25 protein-coding genes and 1 pseudogene are annotated in these 25914 nt (G+C 62.8%); 17 read left to right on the top strand and 9 right to left on the bottom strand.

Annotated elements, in window-relative coordinates; genetic code table 11:
• Positions 1 to 285: pseudogene (locus tag ORS3428_RS09650) on the bottom strand (glutamine--fructose-6-phosphate transaminase (isomerizing)); the annotation flags it as partial.
• A 305-nt stretch (positions 286 to 590) separates the two neighbouring features.
• Here ORS3428_RS09650 and ORS3428_RS09645 point away from each other — a divergent pair.
• Positions 591 to 986, top strand: a complete 396-nt coding sequence (locus ORS3428_RS09645) for an MAPEG family protein (protein ID WP_071096796.1) — start codon at positions 591 to 593, stop codon at positions 984 to 986.
• A gap of 115 nt (positions 987 to 1101) precedes the next feature.
• On the opposite strand, the gene glmU is transcribed toward ORS3428_RS09645, so the two are convergent.
• Positions 1102 to 2469 carry a bifunctional UDP-N-acetylglucosamine diphosphorylase/glucosamine-1-phosphate N-acetyltransferase GlmU gene (glmU, locus tag ORS3428_RS09640; RefSeq protein WP_071096794.1) on the bottom strand — a complete coding sequence of 456 codons (1368 nt, stop codon included), beginning with the start codon at positions 2467 to 2469 and terminating at the stop codon, positions 1102 to 1104.
• A 155-nt stretch (positions 2470 to 2624) separates the two neighbouring features.
• Positions 2625 to 3371, bottom strand: coding sequence for a cytochrome c biogenesis CcdA family protein (locus ORS3428_RS09635; RefSeq protein WP_071096793.1), 747 nt, complete (start codon positions 3369 to 3371; stop codon positions 2625 to 2627).
• Positions 3372 to 3536: 165 nt separating this feature from the next.
• Between ORS3428_RS09635 and ORS3428_RS09630 the strand changes: the two genes are divergently transcribed.
• The 9 genes from ORS3428_RS09630 (at position 3537) to rpmG (ending at position 12874) form a co-directional block, all read left to right on the top strand.
• Positions 3537 to 3914 (top strand): COG4315 family predicted lipoprotein, encoded by a 378-nt coding sequence (locus ORS3428_RS09630; protein WP_071096791.1) that lies wholly within the window; start codon positions 3537 to 3539, stop codon positions 3912 to 3914.
• Positions 3915 to 4177: 263 nt separating this feature from the next.
• Positions 4178 to 6745, top strand: a complete 2568-nt coding sequence (gene topA / locus ORS3428_RS09625) for a type I DNA topoisomerase (RefSeq protein ID WP_071096790.1) — start codon at positions 4178 to 4180, stop codon at positions 6743 to 6745.
• Between the two features lie 6 nt (positions 6746 to 6751).
• Positions 6752 to 9061: a ribonuclease R gene (gene rnr, locus ORS3428_RS09620; RefSeq protein WP_071096789.1), complete on the top strand. Its 2310-nt coding sequence runs from the start codon at positions 6752 to 6754 to the stop codon at positions 9059 to 9061.
• On the top strand, positions 9061 to 9513 hold the full coding sequence (locus tag ORS3428_RS09615) for a DUF983 domain-containing protein (RefSeq protein ID WP_071096819.1): 453 nt from the start codon (positions 9061 to 9063) through the stop codon (positions 9511 to 9513). Before rnr ends, ORS3428_RS09615 begins: the two co-directional genes overlap by 1 nt.
• Positions 9514 to 9595: 82 nt before the next feature.
• Complete coding sequence (locus ORS3428_RS09610; protein WP_071096787.1) at positions 9596 to 10336, top strand: NUDIX hydrolase; 741 nt, start codon at positions 9596 to 9598, stop codon at positions 10334 to 10336.
• Positions 10337 to 10356: 20 nt separating this feature from the next.
• Positions 10357 to 11532: an MFS transporter gene (locus ORS3428_RS09605; RefSeq protein ID WP_071096786.1), complete on the top strand. Its 1176-nt coding sequence runs from the start codon at positions 10357 to 10359 to the stop codon at positions 11530 to 11532.
• Between the two features lie 144 nt (positions 11533 to 11676).
• Positions 11677 to 12138, top strand: a complete 462-nt coding sequence (locus ORS3428_RS09600) for a hypothetical protein (protein ID WP_071096785.1) — start codon at positions 11677 to 11679, stop codon at positions 12136 to 12138.
• A 50-nt stretch (positions 12139 to 12188) separates the two neighbouring features.
• A complete protein-coding gene (locus ORS3428_RS09595; protein WP_071096783.1) occupies positions 12189 to 12551 on the top strand; it encodes a YybH family protein in 363 nt (120 codons plus the stop codon).
• Positions 12552 to 12706: 155 nt separating this feature from the next.
• The gene (gene rpmG / locus ORS3428_RS09590) at positions 12707 to 12874 is read left to right on the top strand and encodes a 50S ribosomal protein L33 (protein WP_071096782.1); all 168 of its coding nucleotides are present in this window, start codon (positions 12707 to 12709) and stop codon (positions 12872 to 12874) included.
• Between the two features lie 510 nt (positions 12875 to 13384).
• Here rpmG and ORS3428_RS09585 read toward each other — a convergent pair.
• Complete coding sequence (locus ORS3428_RS09585; protein ID WP_071096781.1) at positions 13385 to 14758, bottom strand: PleD family two-component system response regulator; 1374 nt, start codon at positions 14756 to 14758, stop codon at positions 13385 to 13387.
• A gap of 21 nt (positions 14759 to 14779) precedes the next feature.
• On the bottom strand, positions 14780 to 15151 hold the full coding sequence (locus ORS3428_RS09580) for a response regulator (protein ID WP_071096779.1): 372 nt from the start codon (positions 15149 to 15151) through the stop codon (positions 14780 to 14782).
• A 240-nt stretch (positions 15152 to 15391) separates the two neighbouring features.
• On the opposite strand from ORS3428_RS09580, the gene ORS3428_RS09575 reads away from it, so the two are divergent.
• Positions 15392 to 15691, top strand: a complete 300-nt coding sequence (locus ORS3428_RS09575) for a DUF3572 domain-containing protein (RefSeq protein WP_071096817.1) — start codon at positions 15392 to 15394, stop codon at positions 15689 to 15691.
• The gene (locus ORS3428_RS09570; protein WP_071096778.1) at positions 15688 to 16341 is read left to right on the top strand and encodes a hypothetical protein; all 654 of its coding nucleotides are present in this window, start codon (positions 15688 to 15690) and stop codon (positions 16339 to 16341) included. Before ORS3428_RS09575 ends, ORS3428_RS09570 begins: the two co-directional genes overlap by 4 nt.
• A 9-nt stretch (positions 16342 to 16350) precedes the next feature.
• Here the strand turns inward: ORS3428_RS09570 and ORS3428_RS09565 are convergent, their stop codons facing one another.
• Both ORS3428_RS09565 and ORS3428_RS09560 read right to left on the bottom strand, forming a co-directional pair.
• Positions 16351 to 17934, bottom strand: coding sequence for a DUF2125 domain-containing protein (locus tag ORS3428_RS09565; RefSeq protein WP_071096777.1), 1584 nt, complete (start codon positions 17932 to 17934; stop codon positions 16351 to 16353).
• 90 nt (positions 17935 to 18024) lie between these two features.
• Positions 18025 to 18600: a GNAT family N-acetyltransferase gene (locus ORS3428_RS09560; RefSeq protein WP_071096776.1), complete on the bottom strand. Its 576-nt coding sequence runs from the start codon at positions 18598 to 18600 to the stop codon at positions 18025 to 18027.
• Between the two features lie 65 nt (positions 18601 to 18665).
• Here ORS3428_RS09560 and ORS3428_RS09555 point away from each other — a divergent pair, with 65 nt between their 5' ends.
• Positions 18666 to 19994 carry a DNA polymerase IV gene (locus ORS3428_RS09555; RefSeq protein WP_071096774.1) on the top strand — a complete coding sequence of 443 codons (1329 nt, stop codon included), beginning with the start codon at positions 18666 to 18668 and terminating at the stop codon, positions 19992 to 19994.
• A gap of 25 nt (positions 19995 to 20019) precedes the next feature.
• Here the strand turns inward: ORS3428_RS09555 and ORS3428_RS09550 are convergent, their stop codons facing one another.
• The gene (locus ORS3428_RS09550; RefSeq protein ID WP_071096773.1) at positions 20020 to 20523 is read right to left on the bottom strand and encodes a hypothetical protein; all 504 of its coding nucleotides are present in this window, start codon (positions 20521 to 20523) and stop codon (positions 20020 to 20022) included.
• 165 nt (positions 20524 to 20688) lie between these two features.
• On the opposite strand from ORS3428_RS09550, the gene ORS3428_RS09545 reads away from it, so the two are divergent.
• Positions 20689 to 21570, top strand: coding sequence for a DMT family transporter (locus ORS3428_RS09545; protein WP_071096772.1), 882 nt, complete (start codon positions 20689 to 20691; stop codon positions 21568 to 21570).
• Between the two features lie 106 nt (positions 21571 to 21676).
• Here ORS3428_RS09545 and ORS3428_RS09540 read toward each other — a convergent pair whose 3' ends face one another.
• Positions 21677 to 23236: a DUF7055 domain-containing protein gene (locus ORS3428_RS09540; RefSeq protein WP_071096770.1), complete on the bottom strand. Its 1560-nt coding sequence runs from the start codon at positions 23234 to 23236 to the stop codon at positions 21677 to 21679.
• A gap of 539 nt (positions 23237 to 23775) precedes the next feature.
• Here ORS3428_RS09540 and ORS3428_RS09535 point away from each other — a divergent pair.
• The 3 genes from ORS3428_RS09535 to ORS3428_RS09525 are packed head-to-tail and all read left to right on the top strand — an operon-like array spanning position 23776 to position 25902.
• Positions 23776 to 24825, top strand: coding sequence for a glycosyltransferase family 2 protein (locus tag ORS3428_RS09535; protein WP_071096769.1), 1050 nt, complete (start codon positions 23776 to 23778; stop codon positions 24823 to 24825).
• Positions 24825 to 25541: a class I SAM-dependent methyltransferase gene (locus tag ORS3428_RS09530; RefSeq protein WP_244507907.1), complete on the top strand. Its 717-nt coding sequence runs from the start codon at positions 24825 to 24827 to the stop codon at positions 25539 to 25541. The genes ORS3428_RS09535 and ORS3428_RS09530 overlap by 1 nt, the downstream gene beginning before the upstream one ends.
• Positions 25534 to 25902, top strand: a complete 369-nt coding sequence (locus ORS3428_RS09525) for a hypothetical protein (protein WP_071096768.1) — start codon at positions 25534 to 25536, stop codon at positions 25900 to 25902. Before ORS3428_RS09530 ends, ORS3428_RS09525 begins: the two co-directional genes overlap by 8 nt.
• The last annotated feature ends 12 nt before the right edge of the window (positions 25903 to 25914 follow it).

The following is a 25914-nucleotide window of genomic DNA, read 5'->3' as shown; positions in this document are numbered from 1 at the left end:
GATGGCGACGCCGTCGGAAAAATGCGGATGGGCATTGGTCTCGTTCGGCACGCCGTGCGTTGCCCAGCGCGTGTGGCCGATGCCGATCGTGCCCTCCAGCGGGTCTTCCTTCAGCCGGCGTTCGAGGTTGATCAGCTTGCCTTCGGCGCGGCGGCGGCCGAGCGCGCCATTCGCGATGGTGGCGACGCCGGCCGAATCATAGCCGCGATATTCGAGCCGCTTCAGGGCATCGACGATGAGCGGCGCGACCTGCGAATGGCCGACAATTCCAACGATACCGCACATGCGCTGCCCCCGATTCCCTGCAGAAACCCAGCGCTATCTAGGGATTGCCGGACTGCCGCGAAAGTCACTTTGCGTTTCGTTCCGTGTCAGCCGGAACGGTCTCGCGCATATGCACAATGCCAGATCGCCCTTGCAATCCCATTACGCGAATTGCTCGTCTTTTCGAGGCCTTGGTTTCGGATMGTTCATCCTCATGGCCGCAATCTATTTCTCGTCACCCGCCTTACTCCATCTCTGAGCCGTGACGGATTGCATTCCGGCGACAGGTCGTGACTAATTCGRCAAATTGGCGAAGAGGATCTGCAATGGAGCAATATTACCCGGTGGCGATCGTCACGCTTTTGTGCGGTCTGACCATATTCGGCATGGCGCTCACGGTCGCCCGAACACATTCCAAGACCGGCATCCTTGCGCCGATCATGACAGGCGACCCTCTGCTCGAGCGGGCCGTTCGCGCGCATCTGAACACGATCGAGTGGCTGCCGATTTTCCTGCCGGCCATGTGGCTGTTCGCCATCTACTGGAGCCCGGCCTGGGCCGCCGGGCTCGGCCTTTTGTGGCTGATCGGCCGCATCGTCTATTTCGTCGGATATCTATCCGCGCCGCTCAAGCGGTATCCGGGATTCTTCATCCAGTCTATCACCTGCTTCGTGCTGTTGTTCGGCGCGCTCGGGCGGATCGTCTATCTGTGGCTTGCCTAACGCATGTCTCCCGAACGCGGGCACCGGTTTCGGGACAAAGACATGCGTAAGATCAAAACCTGAAGCGCATGGAGCGAATCTGAAAGATCGCGACGCGCTCTAGGCCTGGCCCAGACTATTCCGCAGCCTTCTTCTTTGCCGCGGCAGCCGAAGCGAAGCGCTCCCGCAATTCCTTGCCCTTGCCGGGCAGGGTTTTCTGGCGAGCGCGGCCGAATGCGAGCGCGTCATCGGGCACGCTCTCGGTGATCACGCTGCCCGAAGCGATGTAGCCGCCCTTGCCGATGGTGACCGGCGCCACCAGCGCGGAGTTCGAGCCGACGAAGGCGCCCTCGCCGATGTCGGTGAAGAATTTCGAAAAGCCGTCATAGTTGCAGGTGATGGTGCCGGCGCCGATATTCGCCCCGGCCCCGACCCGCGCATCGCCGATATAGGTAAGGTGGTTGACCTTGGCGCCTTCCTCGATCGTCGCCTGCTTGACCTCGCAGAAATTGCCGACCTTGGCCTTTTGCCTCAGATCGGCGCCCGGCCGCAGCCGCGCGAACGGCCCGACATCGCAGTTGGAGGCGATCGTAGCGCCTTCGATATGGCTGAAGGCGTGGATCCTGGCGCCGGAGGCGATCTTGACACCCGGACCGAACCAGACATTCGGCTCGACAATCGTATCGGCGCCTATCTCGGTGTCGTGCGAGAAATAGACGGTCTCAGGCGCAATCAGCGTCACGCCCGCAAGCATCGCCTCGCGCCGCCGGCGCGCCTGCCAGATGGCTTCCGCCTCGGCGAGTTCGGCCCGGTTGTTGATGCCAAGCGCATTCTCGAAGCTCGCTTCCGTTGCCACTACGTCTAGGCCCTCTGCGCCGGCGATCTCGACGATGTCGGTCAGATAGAACTCGCCCTTGGCGTTATTGTTGCCGACCTTGTCGAGCAATTGAAGCGCGTGCTTGCCCGCCACTGCCATCATCCCGGCATTGCAGAAGCCGATTGTCTTCTCCTCCTCGGAGCAGTCCTTCTCCTCGCGGATGGCGACGAGCCGGCCACCTTCTTCGATCAGCCGGCCATAGCCGGTCGGATTGGGCGGGCGGAAACCGATGACCGCAACCGCAGCCCCTTCCGCCAGCTTCTGCCGCGCTGCGGCCAGCGCTCCCGCATCGATCAGCGGCGTGTCGCCGAACATGACGAGAATGTCGTCGTAACCATTTGATATCGCTGCGCGCGCGGCAAGAACGGCATGCGCGGTGCCGAGCCGCTTCTCCTGCACGAAGGTTTCAGCCTGAGGCGCGAATTTCTGCGCCGCCTTGCGCATCTCTTCCGCGCCGTGGCCGATCACCAGCGCCAGGCCCGACGCCCCTGCAGCCTCGGCCGCCTTTACAACGTGAGCCACCATCGGCAGGCCGGCAATGGCGTGCAGCACCTTGGGCATCGCGCTTTTCATGCGCGTGCCTTCGCCGGCGGCGAGGATGACGGACAGGCAGGATCTCTGGCTCATGAAAGGGGCAACGGTATAAAAAGATTAGGAATCTGCACCATGTAGCATTGGCGGCATGGTCTACCAATGCGGTTAAATTCCGGTGAGACCGTTAAGCAACTGACTTTAATCGATAGCTCGACCAGCCAAAAGCTCGACGCCAGTGCCGCGCTACCCTATCCCAACCGGCCCAACGCCGGGAAATTCTCCAGCAGCCAATAGGAGGCGCTCTGCACGCCGCCGGTGAGGAAGAACACGCCGGCGACGACAAGCAGTGCGCCGATCGCTTTCTCGACGCGGCCGAGGTGGACGCGGAATTTACCGAGGAATCGCATGAAGGCGCCTGAAAACAGCGCTGCGATCAGGAAGGGAATGCCGAGCCCGAGCGAGTAGGCGGCGAGCAGCAGCGCGCCCTCGCCCACCGTCTCCCGGCCGCCGGCGAGCGTCAGGATCGGCCCCAGCACCGGGCCGATGCAGGGCGTCCAGCCGAAGGCGAAGGCCAGCCCCATGACATAGGCCGCAACCATGCTGGCCGGCTTGCCCTGCGACTGGAAGCGGGCTTCGCGCGACAGTAGCGGAATGCGCAGGATGCCGAGGAAGTTCAGGCCCATGATGATGATCAGCGCCCCCGCCACCATCGCCAGCGGTTCCTGCCAGACCCGCAGCAGGCGGCCGATGGTCGAGGCGCCGGCGCCAAGCGCGACGAAGACGGTGGAAAAGYCGAGCACGAAGGCCAAAGAGGCATAGAGCAGCGCGCCGCGCGCGCCTTCGCGCGCCGTCACGCCATGATTGCCGCGGAAGTCGTCGACCGAAACGCCGGCCATGTAGCAGAGATAGGGCGGCACCAGCGGCAGCACGCAAGGCGACAGGAACGAGATCGCCCCTGCCCCGACCGCGCTGACATAGCCGATGTCCAATGCCATTTCATGAAGCCTTGATTGTGCTGGCGCCGATATAGCGACGCGGGGGCTTCTTCGCCAATCACCATTCTGTGGCACGTCGCCGCTTCACCAAGGAAGAAACCGCCTCTCCGACGCGTTGATTGGACGGCGCGCAATTGCCGCGTGCTGTTCTCAGGGAGATTTATCATGAAATCGATTGCACTTGGATTCGCGGCGCTTTTGCTCGGCACGGCCGCCTCTCACGCCGCCGAGGCGTGGAAGGAGGCCGAAGTCGGGGGCAAGAAGATCTATACCGATGCCATGGGCATGACGCTCTACACCTATGACAAGGACGAGAAGGGCAAATCCAACTGCTACGACAAATGTGCCGCCAATTGGCCGCCGCTGAAGGCCGAGGCCGGCGCCAAGGCAGACGATGAATGGACGGTCATCGAGCGCACCGACGGCACCAGTATGTGGGCCTATGAAGGCAAGCCGGTCTACACCTTCGTGAAGGACAAGAAGGCAGGCGACATGACCGGGGAAGGCGTCGCCGGCGCCTGGCACGTCGTCGCGGCCGATTGAGTTTCTCATGGCAAACGGCTGGCCGCCGGATATCCTGCCGGCAGCCAGCCACCTCGCGGCCTGCGAGAAATGGTCTTCTCCCATCCCCAAAAATGTGATCTTCGCCATACACTCTAGGAGTGTATCGCCGGCGGCGGGCTTGCAATTTGGGCGCTTCCCCTTGACCGATTGCAAAAGCACGGCCATGTGAGCGACGAAAAGAGTGGGATTTCGTCGCGCGTCGCGGAGTTTCTTCCGCCGCCTTACAGCTGATATGAGACCTCATGGACGTCGTCGTCGTCGAATCGCCGGCCAAGGCGAAGACAATCAACAAATATCTGGGCAAGAACTATAAGGTCCTGGCCTCGTTCGGCCATGTCCGCGATCTGCCGGCCAAGGACGGCTCGGTGCGCCCGGACGAGGACTTCGCAATGTCCTGGTCGGTGGACACCGCTTCCGGCAAGCGCCTTGCCGACATCGCCAAGGCGGTCAAGGACGCCGACGGGCTGATCCTCGCCACCGACCCGGATCGCGAGGGCGAGGCGATTTMCTGGCACGTGCTGGAAGTGCTGAGGCAGAAGCGCGCGCTGAAGGACAAGCCGGTCAGCCGCGTCGTTTTCAATGCCATCACCAAGGCCTCGGTGATGGAGGCCATGGCCAATCCGCGCCAGATCGATGCGCCGCTGGTCGACGCCTATCTCGCCCGCCGCGCGCTCGATTATCTCGTCGGCTTCACGCTCTCGCCGGTGCTCTGGCGCAAGCTGCCCGGCGCCCGCTCCGCCGGCCGTGTGCAGTCGGTGGCGCTGCGCCTCGTCAGCGACCGCGAATCGGAGATCGAGCGTTTCATCCGCGAGGAATACTGGCAGATCGCCGCGATCCTCAACACGCCGCGCAGCGACAGCTTCGAGGCGCGGCTCACCGCCTATGCGGGCAAGAAGCTGCAGAAGCTCGACATCGCCAACAAGGGGCAGGCCGACGACATCAAGGCGATGCTCGAAGGCGCGGCTTTCAAGGCGCTGTCGGTCGAGGCCAAGCCTACCAGGCGCAACCCCGCCCCGCCCTTCACCACCTCGACGCTTCAGCAGGCCGCCTCCTCGCGGCTCGGCTTCTCGGCCAACCGCACCATGCAGGTCGCGCAGAAGCTCTATGAGGGCTTGGATGTCGGCGGCGAGACCGCCGGCCTCATCACCTATATGCGAACCGACGGCGTGCAGATGGCGCCGGAGGCGATCGCCGCGGCGCGCGATGCCATTGTGAACGAGTTCGGCGCGAAATACCTGCCCGAAAACCCGCGCTACTACTCCGTAAAGGCGAAGAACGCCCAGGAGGCGCATGAGGCGATCCGCCCGACCGATTTCAAGCGCACGCCCGCCTCAGTCCGGCAGTATCTCGATGCCGACCAGGCCAAGCTCTATGAGCTGATCTGGAAGCGCGCCATCGCCAGCCAGATGCAGCCGGCCGAGATCGAGCGCACCACGGTCGAGATCGAGGCGATCAACGGCGCCCGCACCGCCGAGCTTCGCGCGGTCGGCTCGGTCGTCCGCTTCGACGGCTTCATCGCCGCCTATACCGACCAGAAGGACGAGGATGCGGAGGACGAGGAAAGCCGCCGCCTGCCCGAGATCCGCTCCGGCGAGCAGCTTGCCCGCCAGGCGATCAACGCCACCCAGCACACGACCGAGCCCCCGCCGCGCTATTCGGAGGCCTCGCTGATCAAGAAGCTGGAGGAACTCGGCATCGGCCGGCCGTCGACCTACACGGCGATCTTGAAGACGCTGGAGGATCGCGACTACGTCGCCATCGACCGGCGCAAGCTGGTGCCGCAGGCCAAGGGCCGGCTGCTCTCGGCTTTCCTCGAAAGCTTCTTCGAGCGCTATGTCGAATATGACTTCACAGCTTCGCTCGAGGAAAAGCTCGACGAGATCTCCGACGGCAAGCTCGCATGGAAGGACGTGCTGCGCGACTTCTGGAAGGATTTTTCGGGCGCCGTCGACGACATCAAGGAACTGCGCGTCGCGGACGTGCTCGAGGCGCTCAATGACGAGCTGGCGCCGCTGGTATTCCCGGCGCGGGAAGACGGCTCGAACCCGCGCATCTGCCCGAAATGCGGCACCGGCAATCTGTCGTTGAAGCTCGGCAAGTTCGGGGCCTTCGTCGGCTGCTCGAACTATCCAGAGTGCTCCTATACGCGCCAGCTCGGCGACGCCGCCAATCCCAATGGCGAGAACGGCAACGGTGAGGACGGCGTCAAGCTGCTCGGCAAGGATCCCTACACGGCCGAGGAGATCACGCTGCGCAGCGGCCGATTCGGCCCCTATATCCAGCGCGGCGAAGGCAAGGAGGCCAAGCGCTCCGGCCTGCCCAAGGGCTGGACAGCCGACTCGATCGATCATGAGAAGGCGATCGCGCTGCTATCGCTGCCGCGCGACGTCGGCAAGCATCCCGAAACCGGCAAGATGATCTCCGCCGGCCTCGGCCGCTACGGGCCCTTCGTGCTGCATGACGGCACCTATGCCAATCTTGAAAGCATCGAGGACGTGTTCTCGATCGGCTTGAACCGCGCCGTCTCGGTGATTGCCGAGAAGCAGCAGAAGGGCAAGGGGGGCCGCAACGGCACCACGCCTGCCGCGTTGAAGGAACTGGGCGACCATCCCGATGGCGGCGGCAAGATCGTCGTGCGCGACGGCCGCTACGGGCCCTATGTCAACTACGGAAAGGTCAATGCGACGCTGCCCAAGGGCAAGGATCCGCAGTCGGTGACTATGGAAGAGGCGCTCGCTTTGATTGCCGAGAAGGAAGCCAAGGGCGGAGGCGGCAAGAAGCCGTTCCGCAGAGCGGCGAAGAAAGGATAGCACGACGTGGCGCGCAGGATCTCCGGAAGAAGCCACGGCGATCCGCGCAGCGCCGACACGAGGGCCAAGGTGGTCAAGGACGACTACCGGCCCTCGCGCGACGAAATCCTGCGCTACATCGCCGAGAACCCGGACCGCTCGGGCAAGCGCGAGATCGCCAAGGCCTTCGCGCTGCGCGGTCAGGACCGCATTTGGCTGAAAGACCTTTTGCGCGACCTGCAGGATGAAGGCCTGCTGACCAGGAACCGCAAGCGCCTCACCCGCGCGGGCGCCCTGCCCCATGTCGCCGTGCTCGACATCGTCAGCCGCGATGACGATGGTGTGCTTCTGGCCAATCCCAGCGAGTACACCGGTCCCGGCTCCCCGCCCGTCATCGCCATCCGCATTTCGCGCGGCGCCACCGGCCCGGTRCCCGGCATCGGCGACCGCGTGCTCGCCAAGACCTTCCCGACCGACGATCCATCCGGCCCCGCCTACACCGGGCGGGTGATGAAGATCTTCGAAAAGCGCAGCGAAGCCGTGCTCGGCGTCTTCCGCGTGCTGAAGGACGGCAGCCTCCGCATCGAGCCGGTGGAGCGGCGCCAGCCCGAACTGGTGGTCGACAAGGAATTCCAGAACGGCGCCAAGAATGGCGATCTGGTCGAGGTCGAGCCGGCGCGCGCCTCGCGCTACGGCTTGCCGCGCGCCAAGGTGCTGGCGGTGCTGGGCTCTTTGACCAGCGAGAAAGCGGTCTCGATGATCGCCATCCACGCCCACGACATCCCGCATATCTTTCCGGCCGACGTGATCGCGGATGCCGATGCGATGAAGCCGGTGACGCTGGCCGGCCGCGAGGACTGGCGCGACCTGCCGCTGGTCACCATCGATCCGGCCGACGCCAAGGATCATGACGACGCGGTGTTCGCCACTCCCGATACCGACGAGAAGAATCCCGGCGGCTTCATCGCCACCGTGGCGATCGCCGATGTGGCCGCCTACGTCCGCTACGGCACGCCGCTCGACCGCGAGGCGCTGAAGCGCGGCAATTCGGTCTATTTCCCGGACCGCGTCGTGCCGATGCTGCCCGAGCGCATCTCCAACGATCTCTGCTCGCTGCGCGAAGGCGAGGATCGCCCGGCAATTGCCGTGCGCATGACCTTTTCGGCGGAAGGCCGCAARCTCAGGCACTCCTTCCACCGCGTCATGATGAAATCGGCGGCCAAGCTCGCTTATACGCAGGCGCAGGCGGCGATCGACGGCGCACCGGACGACAAGACCCGGCCGATCCTCGACAGCGTTCTGAGGCCGCTATGGGACGCCTATGCTGTGCTGAAGCGCGGCCGCGACCATCGCCAGCCGCTGGAGCTTGAACTGCCGGAACGCAAGATCCTGCTCAAGCCTGACGGCACAGTCGACCGCGTGGTCGTGCCGGAGCGCCTCGACGCCCACAAGCTGATCGAAGAGTTCATGATCCAGGCCAATGTCGCGGCTGCCGAGACGCTGGAAGGCAAGAAAGAGCCCCTCGTCTACCGCATCCATGACGCGCCTTCGCTTGCCAAGCAGGAATCGCTGCGCGAATTCCTGCACACGCTCGGCCTGTCGCTGGCGCGCGGTGCGCAGATGCGGCCGGGGCAGTTCAACGGCATCCTGGAGCGGGTACGCGGCGCCGACAACGAAGCGCTGGTCAACGAAGTGGTGCTGCGCTCGCAGAGCCAGGCCGAGTATTCGCCGAAGAACATCGGCCATTTCGGCCTCAACCTGAAACGCTACGCGCATTTCACCTCGCCGATCCGCCGCTATTCCGATCTGATCGTGCACCGCGGACTGATTTCCTCGCTCGGCCTCGGCCTGGGCGGCCTGACGCAGCCCGAAGCCGATCGGCTGGAAGAGGTCGCAGCACTCATCTCGGCCACCGAACGCCGCGCCATGGCTGCCGAGCGCGACACGGTCGACCGGCTGATCGCCGCTTACCTCGCCGAGCGCGTCAACGATACGTTCGACGCGCRCATCTCCGGCGTCACCAAGGCGGGACTCTTTGTCCAATTGCCGCAGTACGGCGCGGATGGTTTCATCCCGGTGTCAAGCTTGGGCGGCGACTACTATATCTACGACGAAACCGCTCGCTCGCTGTTCGGAGAACGCACCGGCAAAGGCTATCAGCTTGCCGATCGCGTCGAGGTGCGGCTGCTTGAGGTCGCGCCGATGGCCGGCGCGATGCGTTTCGAGATGCTGAGCGACCCGAAGCCGCTGCCCGGCTCGCGACGGTCGTTCCACAAGGCAAAGGGCCGCGCCCGCGCGTCGCAATCGCGCCCCGGGCCACGCGGCAGGAGAAGATGATGCCAAAAGAGTTAGGCATGGAAGAACAGGTTTTCGGCGGCGAGCATCATTCGGGCCGTATCGCGCGTCCGCTCTGGACAGCGATCAAGCGCGGCATGCTCGGCCGCTGCCCGCATTGCGGCGAAGGCAAGCTCTTCCGCGCCTTCACCAAGCCCGTCGAGGCATGCAGCGTCTGCGGCGAGGAGCTTCATCACCATCGCGCCGACGACCTTCCCGCCTATCTGGTGATCGTCATCGTCGGCCACATCGTGGTCGGCGCCTTCATGACGGTGGAGGCCACTACCGCGCTTTCGACCTGGCAGCACGCCCTGATCTGGGTGCCGCTGACCCTTATTCTGGCCGTCGCGCTGCTGCAGCCGGTCAAGGGCGCCGTCATCGGCCTGCAATGGGCGCTCTATATGCACGGCTTCGGCGGCGAGAAGGACGAGTTCGAACCGCAGCCCAAGATGTGAGCAGCGGTCCCTCAGGACTGGTGCAAAGACCCGAACAGGCAAGCCACTTTCGCAATCGAGAAGTTTCCGCTAGGTCGAGCGCATGGAAGGAATGACCAAGGCGGATGTCGATAAACTCGATAAAGGCTTGGCCGTGCGCAGCGGCCGGCCGCTTCGTCCACGCGATGCCGCGACCTTGATCCTGCTGGACCGGAGCGGCCGGGACGTTGTCGTGCTGATGGGCCGGCGCCATGCCGGCCACGCCTTCATGCCCGGAAAGTTCGTCTTCCCCGGCGGCCGCACCGATCCCGCCGACAGCCGCATTCCGGTGGCCGCCCCGCTGCATCGCGAGGAAGAGGCAAGGCTTGCCAGCGGCCCCGGCCGCGCGAGCGCTGCCCGGGCACGCGCTATCGCCCTGTCGGCGATCCGCGAGACCTACGAGGAGGCAGGCCTGCTGATCGGCCGCAAGGGCCCGTTCGCGACCGCCAAGCGCGACTGGCAGGGCTTTGTCGAGCATGGCGTGGTACCGTCGCTGGATGTCCTGCGCTTTATTGCCCGCGCCATCACTCCGCCCAACCGCGTGCGCCGCTTCGACACACGCTTCTTCAGCGCCTGGCGCGAGGACGTCGCCGTGGAATTGCCCGAGGGCGGGCCGACGAACGAGCTGGAAGAGCTCGTCTGGCTGCCGCTTGCGGATGCCCGCAAGGCCGACATTCCCGACATTACCCGCATGATCCTGGAAGAACTGGAAAAGCGGCTCGCCCACGATCCCTTGCTGCGTCCGGGCGGCGCGGTGCCGTTCTTCCGGCTCGTCCGAAACCGCTTCGTCCGCGAAGTCCTTTAGAAACAGAGCATCCATATCCCATGACGGTCGATACCCAGCAAAAGGGYGACGAACGCGTACACTGGCTGCCGATGATCGCGGCGATTTCCTCGATCAGCGTCGTCGGCATCGCYATCGGCCTCGGCATGCCGCTGCTCAGCGTCATCCTCGAAACGCGCGGACACTCGGCCTCGATGATCGGCCTCAACACGGCGGTCGCCGGCCTCGCCTCGATCGCCGGAGCGCCRCTTGCCACGCCGCTTGCCATGCGGCTCGGYGTCGCCTGGACCATGCTGTTGATGATTGCCGCCGGCGCGCTCGCCTTCGTCGGCTTCCATTTCGCGCCTGACTTCTGGATGTGGTTCCCGCTCCGCGTGGTGCTGCACATCTCGCTGACGGTTCTTTTCATCCTCTCGGAATTCTGGATCAGCACCTCGGCGCCGCCGCATCGCCGCGGCCTGGTGCTCGGCATCTATGCCACGGTGTTGTCGCTGGGCTTCGCCGCCGGCCCTTGGCTGTTCGCCCATCTGGGCTCTAGCGGCTTCCTGCCGTTCGGCGTCACCATAGGGCTGGTGACGCTCGCCGCGATTCCGGTGCTTGCCGCGCACAAAGAGAGCCCGGCGATCGTCGCCGACGGCGAGACCAGCCACTTCCTGCGCTATGTCTGGATGGTGCCGACCGCGACCTTCGCCGTGCTGGTGTTCGGCGCCGTGGAGACAGGCGGCTTCTCGCTGTTCCCGGTCTATGGCAGCCGCATCGGCTATTCGGAGGCCGACGCCGCGCTGCTGCTCACCATGATCGGCCTCGGCAACGTGCTCCTGCAGATCCCGATAGGCATGGTCAGCGATCGCGTATCCGACCGCCGCCACCTGCTTCTGGCCTGCGCCACGGTCGGGCTCGCCGGCACCGCCTTCATGCCGCTCTTCGCCCAGGACTGGCACTTGATGGCAGCACTCCTCTTCGTCTGGGGCGGGGTGGTCGCCGCCATGTACACGATCGGCCTTGCCCATCTCGGCTCCCAGCTTTCCGGCCATGAGCTCGCCTCCGCCAACGCCGCCTTCGTGCTTTGCTACGGTGTCGGCATGGTGATCGGCCCGCAGGCGATCGGCATCGGCATGGACGCGTTCGGCCCCTCCGGCTTCGGCTGGTCGCTCGCTTTGTTCTTTGCTGCCTACATGCTTCTGGTCTGCGTCAGGCTGGTGCGAAAAATCCTGTAAGGCGTGCCGATATTCAGGTGTTCCCGGCCTGATCTGAATCCCAATGCGCCTCAGCGCGAAATGTCAGCAGGTATACTGACATCACCGTGTCAGCARCACCCCTGCTATACCCTCGCTCCAATGCAGGAAGAGCGAGGTGAGACCATGATCGACAGCGGTTTTGAAACCAGATCCCTCAGGATGGAACTGCTTCTGCTTGTCACCTTCCAGGCGCCGGCGACCGATGTCGAGCGCATCATGGACGCGGTCGTGGCGATCACGCCGCTGCGCATGGGCAAGTATGACGGCAATGCCTACCAGTCGGCGCAAGGCATCGAACGCTACCGGCCGCTCGAAGGGGCTGCCGCGGGCGCCGAGATCGAGTTGCGCCGGCGGCCGGGCACGGTCGAGGTGTCGTTCGAACTGCCCGACGACCAGGCGCTCGCCGCCCGCGTCGTCGAGGCGATATTCCAGGCTCACTCCTACCAGGAGCCGGTGATCCGCATCCAACCCTTGCTCACCAGCCGCTCCAAGGGCCTCGACGACCGCGCCAATCCGAACCGCTGGTGGAACACGACGGGCGACTGGAACAAGGCACCGTGGCCGGAATCAACGGCGGCGGAGTGATGCGGGAGCCCGCCGAAGCATGATCCCGAAAACTGTGCAGGAATTTGCCCATGAATGATGGGGCAAACCGCAAGCCGGCACGTGATCCCCAGGATCTGGCGAGGCTATTGGTTTCCCGCGAGAAGGCGGGAGACGCGGAAGGAATGGCTGCCCTTTACGAACCCGACGCCGTCCTCGTTATCGGCGGCGGACAGTTGGCCCGCGGCAGGGATACCATCGGCGAGTTTTACGCCAGGCTGATCGCCGCGGGGCAACGGTTTGAGCTTGGCGATCAGCGTCCGGCAATCGTCAACGGGGGTCTGGCGTTGACCTCCACGCGCCTCCCCGATGGCTCGGTCACCGTGGAAATAGCGCGCCGGCAAGATGACGGCACATGGCTTTGGGTGATCGACCAGCCGTCCATCCTTGGATAACGCCTGGTCGGCGCTCAAACCGGGACACCGCCCGGAGCCTCACGGGCTTGACTTTCCGGGCGCGTTCTTTATGTGTCGCGCCAAGTTTCCCGCGTCCGGGTGTTTTCCCCGTGCTCCAGCGGCCAAAACTCCACGAACATTAACGGACGAACATCATGGCCAAAGCCGCAAACATCAAGATCAAGCTTCTGTCGACCGCCGACACCGGTTTCTTCTATGTGACCAGCAAGAACAGCCGCACCAAGACGGACAAGCTGTCGTTCCGCAAGTACGATCMGATCGCCAAGAAGCACGTCGAGTTCAAGGAAACCAAGATCAAGTAATCTGGTTATCCCGAGATGCCGAAACGCCGCCCGCATGGGCGGCGTTTTTGTTTTTGGCTGGTTCTTTCACGCGATGGGTAGACCGGTCGCAGGCCTGGGAGATGAGTCGAAATGCCCATCGCTGCGCCAACGTCGAACATGTCTCTTGAGAAAATGGGGGCCGGTCGGCGGTTGGYAGCGGTACGAGGAGGCCACTTTGTGCCAGCGCCGGCCGGCCGACCCCACGGACCCAGGAGATGCGGCGGACCTGAGCATCATGGGGTATTTTTCGGATCGAGCCGGGCAGTCTACCCTCGTGCCGGCTTCGCCCTTGGTCTATGCGAAGCAGATTTGCGCAAGAACGTATGAAAATCAACCATTTCTTAACCACGGCTCGCGAATCGCTTGGGTTAAGGTAAATTCGTAACCCTGTCGGACGGCCGCATATTGGTGGCCTCTACCAATGCCAGTCGCTCGAAACTGTGCGGCGGTAACGCGCGTAGCCTATGCCCGAATTCAGCGCGATGTGCTTTAGGCGGCCTTGGCGACAACCCGGTTGCGCCCGCCGCTCTTGGCCTCGTAGAGCGCAAGGTCGGCGCGCTTCATCAGCGCCGCGACGGTGTCCGTTCCCTTCAGCACTGACGACACGCCGACGCTGACCGTCACCTCAATAGTCCTGCCGTCGGTGCCGACTTTGAAGGGCTCCTGCGCGATCTCGGCGCGGATGCGCTCAGCGACCTTTTCGGCAACGGGCCCATCGGTGTCCGGCATGACCACGACGAATTCCTCGCCGCCGAATCGGCAGGCGAGATCAATGCCCCGCACATTCTTGCGCAGACGCCTCGCGAACTCGCGCAGCACCTCGTCGCCCCCGTCATGGCCGTGCGCATCGTTGATCGACTTGAAGCGGTCGAGATCGGTGATCATCACCGACAGCGGCCGCCGCCGCGCCACGGCACGATCGAACAGCGTCTGCAGATGGCTGTCGAGGTAGCGACGGTTGTGCAGCCCGGTCAGTCCGTCGGTCACGGCCATCTCGATGGTCTGCGTGACGCTGGCGCGCAACTGATCGTTGTAGCGCTTGCGCCGCACCTGCGTGCGCAAGCGCGCCGTCAGTTCGTGCTGGTCGATCGGCCGCGTCAGATAGTCGTTGATGCCGAGTTCGAGGCCGCGGATGACGCGGCCCTCCTCGCCCGCATCGGCCAGCAGCATGATCGGCAGGAAGCGGGTTCGGTCGAGCGAGCGCAGTTGCGAGCAGAGCCTGAGYGCATCGAAGTCGGCGAAGGCTGTCGAGATCAGCACGCACTCATAAGCTGTTTCGGCCGCCTGAAAGAAGCCGGCATTGGGATCTGTCGCGACATCGAGCTCGGCGCTACCGCGCAGCATCTTGCGGATGCGCTCGATCGACGACTTGCGCTCGTCGATCAAAAGCACCTTAGGCCTGGCGTCCTCCGTCGCGAAGTTGCGGCTCAAAAGCTCCTCGATGCCGATATTACGCGTGGTCGAGGCCCGCAGGCGCAATTCGTCGGTCAGCGACTTCAGCCTGACCAGGCTCTTCACGCGCGTCATCAGCTGCAGATCGTTGACCGGCTTGGTGAGGAAATCGTCGGCACCGGCCTCGAGGCCGCGCACTCGGTCCGACACCTGGTCGAGCGCGGTGATCATGACGACCGGAATATGCGAGGTCGCCGGGTCGCTCTTGAGCCTCCTGCAGACTTCGAACCCGTCCATGTCCGGCATCATCACGTCGAGCAGCACGACATCGACCTTGCCGTTTTCGCAGGTCTCGATCGCGTCCGGGCCGTTGCCGGCCGTCAGCACTTCGAAATACTCGGCGAGCAGCCGGACCTCCAGCAGCCGCACATTGGCGGGGATGTCATCGACGACGAGGATCCGCGCGGTCATCTCAAAGGCTCCGGCTCGGCATCAGGCATCGCCCAGATAGGATTTGATCGTCTCGATGAAGCGCGGCACCGAGATCGGCTTGGAAATATAGGCCTCGCAGCCGCCCTGGCGGATGYGCTCCTCGTCGCCCTTCATCGCGAAGGCGGTGACGGCGATGACCGGGATCGAATGCAATTCGTCGTCTTCCTTGAGCCATTTGGTCACTTCCAGGCCCGAAACCTCGGGCAGCTGGATGTCCATCAGGATCAGGTCCGGCCGGTGCCGGCGCGCGAGATCCAGCGCTTCCAGGCCGTTGCGCGTGCGAACCGTCTCGTAACCGCTGGCTTCGATGAGGTCCCGAAAGAGCTTCATGTTGAGCTCATTGTCCTCGACGATCATGACCTTCTTAGTCATCAGTTTCCCGTCCCGACCGTCTCCGGAGCCGAAGACCGCCGTTATGCGTCCCTTGCCGGATCGCACCCAACCCGCTTGTAGCCTACGTCAATATAATTGACGAAACGCAAACCGGCCGTTGGAAAAGCGCGCCGATTCCACTTGCGGCTGCAGGGCTGAAGCGGCTGAGACTTGCCGCAAGCGACGCTTGCCATTACTTCGAAAAGAGGACTCAAAAATCCACACCAGCAAAAGGTAATGATGTCGAACGCAGCGTCAATGCGCGAGGAGGCGGAGACCCTTGCCATCAGGGCACTGGGCTTCGTCGCCGGCGATCCGGAACTGCTGCCCCGCTTCCTGGCGATCACGGGCATCGAGGCGCAGTCGATCCGCAAGGCGGCGCGGGAGCCAGGCTTCCTTGCCGGCGTGCTGCAGTTCATCCTCGCCCACGAGCCGACGCTCCTGCGCTTTGCCGAGGAGACCGGCACGCCGCCCGCCGTCATCGGCAAGGCCCTGCGGGCGCTCCCGCTCGGCAATGACGACCACGAGCGTTCGATATGAGCGACGATCCCGAAACCGCGCGCCAGATCGAGGAGCTTGCCGCCGACGACCGGCCGCTGCTGGTGCTCGATGTGGACGACGTCATTCTCGAGTTCATCCGGCCCTTCCCGCGCTACCTGCTGTCGCGCGGCTTCGGGCTGACGCTCGCCTCTTTCCGCCTGACCGGCAATATCGCCGAAACGGCATCCGGGCGGCTGATCGAGCAGGCGGAGGTGAGTGCGCTTCTGGGAGACTTCTTCGACGCGCAGGCCGACTGGCAAGGCGTCATCGACGGCGCCGCGGAAGCGCTGGCAACGCTTGGGCAGCACGCAGAGATCGTGCTCTTGACCGCCATGCCGCACAAGCACCGCGCTGTGCGCCGCGCGCATCTGGACGCGCTCGGCCTGACCTACCCGCTGCTGACCACGGAAATGGCGAAGGGCCCGGCCATCGCCAAGCTGCGCGGTGCCAACGGCAGGCCGGTCGCCTTCGTCGACGACCAGCCCGCCAATCTGTTGTCGGCGCGCAGCTCGGTCGCCGACGCGCACCTTTTCCATCTGATGGCCGACAACGCGCTGCGCGCCTTCCTGCCGCCGACGCCGGACGACATCATCGCCGTCGACAACTGGCGCGAGGCGGCACCGAAGATTGCGAGCGCGCTGGAGCTTTGACTTGAGCGTTCAGGGCTGCAGTTTCGCGCCCGCCCCGCCATTGTCGCCGCCGTCCGAATCGTCGCCCCCGGTGGAATTGTCCGTTCCGGTCGCGCCGTCGTCGCCGTTCGAATTGTCATCCCGACCCGCACTGTCGTCCTGGGTCRCATCCGGGCCTTTCAGCATGGCGCCGTTCACTTTGACCGAGCCGTCGGCTTTCGTGTCGATCACCYACTCCAAGCGGCCATCCGGCAGTGTCTTGCCAAAACCCTTTACGGCAAGCGCAAACGGGAAGGCCTGCGCCATCTGCTCATCACTCTTGGCAGCTTCCTTCAGGGCATCGACGATCTTGTCGTAGCCGGCCACATCGACCGTCACGCTCCCATCGGGTTTCTTGCTATCCGGGAAAAACACCTCGCCTTCCATGGCGACTTCGATATCGCCATTCTTCACCGTCGAGTGCCCGAACACGATCTTGGGCTTCTTGGCCTTGAAATCGTCGACCAAAGCCTTGCCGAATTCATCCGGCAGCGGCGGATTCTTATTGAGATCAAAGGTTTCGATCGTCTTCCTCACCACTGTATCGAGATCGATATTGGCGCCGCCGAAGTTGAGGTCGATATCCGTCGGTACCAGCGGAGCAGTCCAGGCGGGCAGCAATTGCCGCGGGATGGTCAGACCGGAGGCCTTGATCCCATAGTTGATCTTGCCGCTCTGAGAGACGCCGTCCATGCCGCTAGCCAAATCCAACTGCCTCGCACCCCACTTACCGACTGGGCTCTCCATCGCGAAATCCTCGAAGGCGTACGTTCCGTCAATTCTTTCCCAGACAGGCAATGCAGCGAGGAGATGTGACTTAAGTTCCGCCTGATTTGCTTTTAGTTTCGCTTCGTCTTCATTAGCGACGGCAAAAGCAAGCAAATCGATCAGCGCCTTTGTCCGAACACCCTTGCCGTTTGCATGCACCGAAAATTCCGGCGCATTGAGGGTGGCCGGGAAATTCAACCCTCGCTCGGGATCGTTGATTTTGACAATTTCAGCAAAGTTCAAGATCTTTTCTTCGACAGTAAAATCGATGYCGCCGTTCGCCGATTTTGTCGCAGTAATAGTGGCGGTGCCGGCACCGGCAGAGACATTGGCCTCTTGCTTCGGCTTCCGGGTATTCATCGTCATGGCGTCCATTGACCCCGTGGYGCTTACGAAGGCCGCCAGGGTCGGATCATACACACCGGTGAACTTGTTGTTCGACACGGAGAAGTCGATGTGCTGCGGCCCCTCAGGACCCGTGAAATCAAGCGATCCTTTCAGCGACGTATCTGCCGAGACGTCCCACTGCCCGTCTCTGCGCGGCTTGGCTAGCATGGAGTACGGCGTGACGTCGAACTTGAGGGGCGGCTTTTCTGCCAGCAGGGCGACGAGAGGCTTGAAGTCGAAGGCGAGCTTGTAGGCATCGCCCTCGGCAGTGATCTTCAACAGGCCGATCTCGAACGCCTGTTTGCCGAAATAGTGCRCCAAATCATCTGTAAGCTTTTTAGCGCCCTGGCTGTCAACGGTCTGGGCGAAGGCGGGCGCGCTAAACGCGACGGCGAGAACAAGTGGCAATACACGCTTCACGTAGGTTCTCCGTTGAATAGGGACAAATCATTGCTTGTGTTAGTAAAACAGCATTATAGCCGCAAGACGAAGAACCTCGTCAAAAAAGCGCTAGAGCACCAGCCGCATCAGCGGCCTGCCGGGCTTGCGCTCCACAAGCCTCTCGAAACCGGCCTTCTCGAACACACGCGAAGAGCCGACGAACAGCCCGATCGAGCGCGAATCGCGCGACAGATCGATCGGGCAGGCCTCCAGCAACCTGGCGCCGTTCTCGCGCGCAAACGCAATGCCGCCATCGACGAGGCGATGTGTGATGCCCCTGCCCCGCGCCTTGACCCGGATGAAGAAGCAGGAGATCGCCCACACGCCAGGGTCGCCGGCATCGGCCGGATCGACCGGCGCGGACCCTCTGCCCTGATTGTTCCACTCCGGCACGTCGGCGCGCGGCCCGATCTGCATCCAGCCGACGGCCTTGCCCTCCTCGAAGGCCAGAAGCCCCGGCGGCGGACCGGCTTCTATGCGCGCCTTGATGTGGTCCTTGTTGCGCTCACGGTCGCTCGCGCGACGCTCCGCCGGCGTCAGCCGGAAATGCGTGCACCAGCAGCCGTAACAGGCACCCTGCTTGCCGAAGAGGTCCTCGAAATCGATCCAACGCTCAGGGGTCACCGGTACTACGGTCGTGCTCATGTGTTCTCCCCAGGCCAAGCTTGTTGCAGGCCCTGCACTGTCGTACCATTGCGTTTGTTCTCTTTATGTTCGCAGCGATGGCGGCTCCTGTCAACAATCCCGAACACGGTTTTTGTCGCGACTGCCTGGCGTTCCAGCGCAGCGAGACACGCCGCTGCGAGCGCTGCGGCAGCCCGCGCCTTGCCCGTCATGCGGAGCTCTACCGGCTGCACATCGCCCATATCGACTGCGACGCCTTCTATGCGGCGATCGAGAAACGCGACAATCCGGCGCTGAAGGACAAGCCGGTGATCGTTGGCGGCGGTAGGCGCGGCGTCGTCTCCACCGCCTGCTACATCGCCCGCATCCAGGGCGTGCGCTCGGCCATGCCGATGTTCAAGGCGCTCGAAGCCTGCCCGGAGGCCGTGGTGATTGCGCCCAACATGGAAAAATACGTCAGCGTCGGCCGCGAGGTGCGCGCGCTGATGCAGGCGCTGACGCCGCTGGTCGAGCCGCTTTCGATCGACGAGGCGTTTCTCGATCTCGCCGGCACCGAGCGGCTGCACGGCATGCCGCCGGCGCTGGTGCTGGCGCGCTTCGCGCAGACTGTCGAGAAGGAGCTCGGCATCACCGTTTCGGCAGGCCTCTCTTACTGCAAATTCCTGGCCAAGATCGCGTCGGACTTTCGCAAGCCGCGCGGCTTTTCGGTAATCGGCGAAGCGGAGGCGCCAAGCTTCCTCGCCGGGCAGCCGGTGACGCTGATCTGGGGTGTCGGCAAGGCGTTGGCCGCGACGCTGGAACGCGACGGCATCCGCACCATCGCCCAGCTGCAGCGCATGGAGCGCGGCGAGTTGATGCGCCGTTACGGCGTCATGGGCGACCGGCTCTACCGGCTTTCGCGCGGCGAGGACRATCGCCGCGTCGACCCCGACGGCGATGCCAAGAGCGTGTCTGCCGAGACCACGTTCGACACCGATATCGCCTCCCTGGTGGAACTGGTGCCGGTGCTGCGCGGCCTGTCCGAAAAGGTCTCGGCGCGGCTGAAGAAATCCGGCATTGCCGGGCGCACCGTGGTGCTGAAGTTGAAGACGCAGGATTTCAAGCTGCGCACCCGCAACCGCCAGCTTGGCGATCCGACCCGTCTGGCCGATCRCATCTTCCAGACCGGGCTCGACCTCTTGCGCCGCGAGGCGGACGGCACGAAGTTCCGCCTGCTCGGCATCGGCGTCAGCGATCTTTCCGACGATGGCAAGGCCGATCCGCCGGACCTGGTCGACGTCCAGTCGCGCAAGCGCGCGCTGGCCGAAAGCGCCATCGACGCGCTGCGCGACAAGTTCGGCAGGAAGGCCGTCGAGACCGGCTATACCTTCGGCAAGGGCCGGGCCGCCAATCCGCCCGAGCCGATCGAGGAATAAGACCGGCCGATATTCGCAGGCTCGATCAGCTGCGCCGCAGATCGATCCGGCTTGTCACCATCGTCTTGCCGGTCTTCGGATCGGTATCGGTTACCGTCAGTCGCATGCCATCGCCGCTGGTTTTCTCGACGGTCAATTGCGCCGTTCGATCGCCATTGACCTCCTTTGCCCAACGGATGCCGAGATTGAGCGCATTGCCCGATCGGCTGCCATTCAATTTCGCCGGCCCGGTGCGCGAGCCGATATAGACGCCGGTGTAGCCCCTGCCGGTGGTTTTCAGATCAGCGCTGATTTCGCGCGTCATCAGGATGAGCCCCCGGCATTTGCCGTCCAGCGACAGCGACGTCGAAGTCGCACCGGACTTGAAGGTGCAGGAGATATTCACCGTCGGCGCGTTCGCGCTCGCCTTGAAAGTGCCATTGCCGGCGAAGCTGCCTTGGAACGAGCGCAGGAAATCGGCATCGTCGGCATGAGCCGCCGCACCTGTCACCAGGCAGGCGGCGAGCGCTGTCAGCAACATTGATCTCATCGGGTTCCCCCCGTCAGAAGCTTGAATCAGGCGCGAGTCAAAACTCATACGCCGGCACCGACGTTAGGTTCCACCTTCGCCGTGACCATTTTTTGACGCCGCTGGCCCAGTCGAATGCCTTGGCTACCGATTGCGGCGAAAGCCCGGTCTTGCGAGATAGCGCCAATGGCACCTTCACCCTCGATCCCCAAAGCCGCGTTCTGGATGGCGCTGTCGATCGCTTCGTTCCTGGCGATGTCGGTCGCCGGCCGCGAGACGACGGCCGCGCTCAACGTTTTCCAGGTGCTGGAACTGCGCTCGGTGATCGGGTTCCTGATCCTGCTGCCGCTGGTGATGATGAGCGGCGGCTTCGCGGCGATGCGCACGGAACGCCCGCTCGCCCATCTCGCCCGCAACGTCATCCACTACGCCGGGCAGGCGGCGTGGCTCTTTGCGCTGACGCTGATCCCGCTCGCGGTGCTGATCTCGATTGAATTCACGACGCCAATCTGGACCGCCATCCTGGCCGTCAGTTTCCTTGGCGAAAGACTTTCGAAGCCAAGGCTGGCGGCGATCGTGCTCGGCCTGATCGGCGTGGTGATCATCGTGCGTCCCAGCGCCGGCTCGATGGATCCCGGTCACCTCGTCGTCCTGGGCGCCGCCATGTGCTTCGGCATCTCGATGGTTCTCGTGAAGTCGATGACGCGCACCGAGAGCGTCGTGCGCATCATTTTCTGGATGCTGATCATCCAGTCTGCCGTCGGTCTCGTCCCAGCGCTCTACGAGTGGCGCAATCCTGGGCTCGCGCTCTGGCCATGGATCGTCGTCATCGCCTTCACCGGCATGTCGTCGCATTTCTGCCTGGCGCGAGCGCTCGCCTATGCCGACGCCACGATCATCTCGCCGATGGATTTCCTGCGCGTGCCGCTGTCGGCGCTGGTCGGCTGGCTGCTCTACCACGAACAGATCGACATCTTCACCGCCGGCGGCGCCATGCTCATCCTGATGGGCAACTTGCTCAACCTGCAGCGCAAAGCGCCGCTGCCTTCTGAGGTCGCCGCCTCCTAGCTGTAAGGCATTCCGTCAGTCGCCTAGCCAGTCGCTTACAATCCGACGGGCGGGCTGACGTTGATGCAACTGCTGTCGCCGGCCCGTCGATCGAGCAGCACTCGGATCAGTCGTAGACGCCGGCAAACAGAGAATTGTCGTTGCCGGATTTGAAATGGCCAGCGTATGAACCCGTTGGCAGCAGCAACGCTTCTCCTGAGCTGTTGCGCAATGTCACCGTCTTCGGCCCGGTCGAAAATTGAAATGGCGGATCAAGCACTTTGCCATCGACTTCGACCTGGCCCTGCAACGGCGTCCCGTCTRCGCCGTAGAGCGCATAGCTTCCAGCAATAGGAACATCGAAAACCTTCCGCTCACCGGGAGCAAGGCGGTGACCAGCGATCCAAAGGTTTGGTGCCACTCTGACGTAGCTGTTCAAAATCAGCGGCGCGACCACGGGATTGATATAGTCCATCCGGTAAGACCACAGGATCAGCTTCGGCCGAGACTTGCTCAAGACACTGTACGCCTCCGAGTGCCCGCTTTCCCGCAAGGTCTTGAGCACGTAGTGTTTGTCGAGCCACAAGGTTGTCGGCTCCATCCGATTGGGCAGCATTCCTACGCCGTCGAAATACCGCTCATCGGGCGCGAGCAGTGACTCCRCACGCGCGACCAGTTCAAGTTGGGCCGCATTGTCGATGCGGAGGTAGAGTAGATTGGCAACGAAGCTTATGGCCATCGCCGTAACCAGCGCCATCCACGCAAGGCGCAGGTAACGCGCGCGGGGTGCGATGCCGTCGAGTAGTGTCAACGACCATAGTGACATGAACGGCAACGCCATAATGAACACGTAGGGCCAAGGCTGGTTGTGCGCGAAGACCAGCACCGTGATGACGACGGAGAAGATCAACGCAATTCGCCTTCGTTCGTCGAGCTTCATGATCTGCATCAGAGACAGAGCCATGCCGGAGAAACAGAAGACATAAAGAACATAGTTGCGCGCGAGCGTCTGAAGCACGAATTGCCTCAGCCCCCCGTAGTCATCAGCCCCGCGCGTCGCGATCTCGATCGGACCGAATACGAGGTTCTTGGCAATCGGAATAGGGTCAGCGCCGCCGAAGATGAAGCAATAGGCCACCATCGGAACAATCCATCCCAGCACGAGCCACGCGCCGCGGGCCACGCCTGCCGCGTAGCGCCTCATCAAAGCCGCGTCGGTGACTAGACCAAGGCCAAGAGCTACATTGAAGTAGATCGATTTCTGCGTGGCGAGGAACGACAGGCCGCTCAGGACGCCGGCAGAGACAAGCTGCCGTCCCCTCAACTTACGTGCCCGCAGGACGACCAGCAGCGCCGCCACGGCGAAGAACACCGCCAGCGGTTCGGCGATGGTTCGAAAGATGCGCTCCATGAAATTCGAGAAGCACAGGAGGATGAGGACGATGATCAAGGCCCGGTTCCGGTCCTCCCCGAGCGCGCGAGCGCAGGCATAGACCATGGCCACGGTCGCGCATGCCAGCAGGGCGGTCTGGATGCGGCCGACAAGCAGGATCGACGTGGCATCCCAGCCGATCAGGTGGGCAATCTCGTAGAAGATCGCATAGCCGACCGCCTTGGGATGCCAGATTGTGTCGAAGAGGCCGTTGGAGAAATATTTTGCCCATCCGAGCTGGACGAATTCGTCCATGACGAAGCGGCATTCATACGCAGAGACAAATAGAATGACGATCTTTATGGCGACAGCGATACTTATAAATGCGGTTGCAACTCGGGGAAAATCGTCATTACTATTCGTTTCCACCGCTTCTGTTTTCATCGAACCTACGGTGCCAAAATCTTTGCAGCCACAAAGAGCCTGAATCGGCGCAGAAGATGTATTGTGCACACGAAATGCGCACGCTCACAAGGCGCCTTGATCCGGACTAGAATCGAGGGKAGAGTTCGGTACGCCGCAGCATGGGGCTCCGGCTTACTGATTGTAAACAGGTCATCAGACAACATGGAGCGAAGGTGTCCGTTCTGCTATACAGGCGCCGGATGGAGAAAGTTGTGCCCGCCAAAAAGGGAGTGCGAAGCCATTCGTCCTCACCCGCCAACAAGGCGATTGGTGTCCTTCGGCTGCAGCCGCTTTCCACTCGGCCATGCTAGCGGCGGCCGCCTCCTGACGCTGCCCGCTATGACAGCCTGGAAGGCAGACCGGGCCTATGGGTCGTTGTCGGCATCGGCATGGCGTTCATGAAGCCCCCACCCGACACGGCCTTGCCGCAACTCGCCGTTGTAATTCCGAGCTATCGGGTGCGGGCCCGAATTCTATCCGTGCTGGAGCGTATCGGTCCTGAGGTGGGGCTGATCTATGTGGTCGACGATGCCTGCCCGGAAGAGAGCGGCCGTTTCGTCGAGGAGAATGCGAAGGATCCTCGCATCAGGGTAATCCGCAATGCAGGGAACCAAGGCGTCGGGGGCGCGACGATGGCGGGCATGAAGCAGGCCGCCGCCGACGGAGCCGATGTCGTCATCAAGATCGACGGCGATGGCCAGATGGATCCGGCACTGATCCCGAGCTTTGCCAGTGTCATCCTATCCGGCGAGGCGGACTACGCCAAAGGTAACCGTTTCTTCGAGCCGGAGGGGCTTGTCGCCATGCCGCTCGGCCGGTTGATCGGCAATGCGGGCCTTTCCTTTTTGTCTAAAATATCGAGTGGCTACTGGCACAGCTTCGACCCGACTAATGGCTATGTTGCGATCCATGCCAGCCTGGTCGGCCTACTACCACTGGACAAGATCTCGAAGCGCTATTTCTTCGAGTCGGATCTCCTTTTCCGCCTGAACATTTTGACGGCGCGGGTCGTCGATGTCCCCATGCGCGCCCATTATGCKGGCGAGGTCAGCAGCATGAGGCCATTACKGGAGATTCCGCGATTCGCCTTCRCACACATGCGCAATTTCGCCAAGCGCATCTTCTACAACTACTTCATCCGCAATTTCAGCCTCGCTTCGCTCGAACTGGTGCTGGGCACACTACTTCTGTTGTTCGGCATGGTTTACGGATTGGCCAATTGGGGTACAGTGGTACCCGCGACCGCGGGAACGGTGATGATCGCCGCCCTGCCGATCATCATCGGCTCCCAATTGCTGCTTGCCTTCATCAACTACGATATACAGTCGGTCCCGCGCATCGCGCTGTATCCGCGGCTGGTTGCCTCGCGCCAGCCGATGCGGACGCTAACGTGGAAGGGTGCGGCGGGCGGGGAGGCCGTAGACCATAGGATTGTCTGATGTACGCTAWGATGCCGGCAACGGCCGCGCCCAAGAACTACCGCCCCCTTCCGGACTACGACGCGCTCGTGGCGCGGTGGTTAGGCAACTATCACAAAGCCAATTATGATCGCGGTCTGTCGGCCGCCGTACTGAGGAACACCCATGCGCTCATCGAGCGGCCCTTCGGTCCCGATACGATTTTTCCACAGGTTCTCGAAGTGGGCGCCGGCACGCTTGCTCACCTGCAGTTTGTCCGACATCGTTTCGAACACTACATAGCTTCCGATTTCGATCAATCGGTGCTTGATGCTGTCAAGGACGCACCGCGCCCCAAGGGCGTGGAGTTGCTGAAATTGGACGGATCTTCGCTTCCCTTTCAGGACAACAGCTTCAACCGCCTGATAGCTACCCACGTCCTGGAACATGTTCCCTTCCCTCATCTGGCAATCCAGGAATGGGTGCGTGTGCTTAAGCCCGGCGGCGTRCTGTCGCTGATCCTACCCTGCGATCCAGGCTGGGCCTGGCGGTTGGGCCGATACCTGGGGCCACGCAAACAGGCGGAAAAGGCGGGGCTTCCTTACGATTACTATATGGCGCGGGAACATATAAACAGCATATTCAATCTAGACCAATTGCTGAAATATCACTTTCCGAAGAGGGAGATCATCTGGTGGCCAACGCGCCTGCCGTTTCCAGACATAAATCTGATATATACTGGAAATTTCTATGTTTAGTATAAATTATATTTTTATCATATTTGCAGTTGCCGTAATTGCGATCGGACAGATCACATTCAAATTCGCGGCTCAAAGCCTTCGCATTCTGCCGTCCCAATCGTTGCTGACCTTGCTGCGCGACAATGCGTGGCCGTTCTCGCTGGTGGCGCTGGCCTTGTTTTTCTATCTGCTGTCGACACTGGCCTGGGTCCACGCCCTGCGCACGGTTCCGCTGTCCGTGGCCTTCATGTTCAACTCCCTTGCCTTCGTCATCGTGCCGGTCGCCGGCTTTCTGTTGTTCGGTGAACAAGTGCCCCGTTTCTTCCTACCGGGGATTGCCCTTATTGTTACGGGAATTGTTCTCGTTTCTGGTTGGTAGAAACTTGCTTAT

Origin of the sequence: Mesorhizobium sp. ORS 3428, assembly GCF_001854785.1 — a bacterium.
Lineage (GTDB): Bacteria > Pseudomonadota > Alphaproteobacteria > Rhizobiales > Rhizobiaceae > Mesorhizobium.
This window is presented reverse-complemented; position numbering and strand designations above follow the sequence as displayed.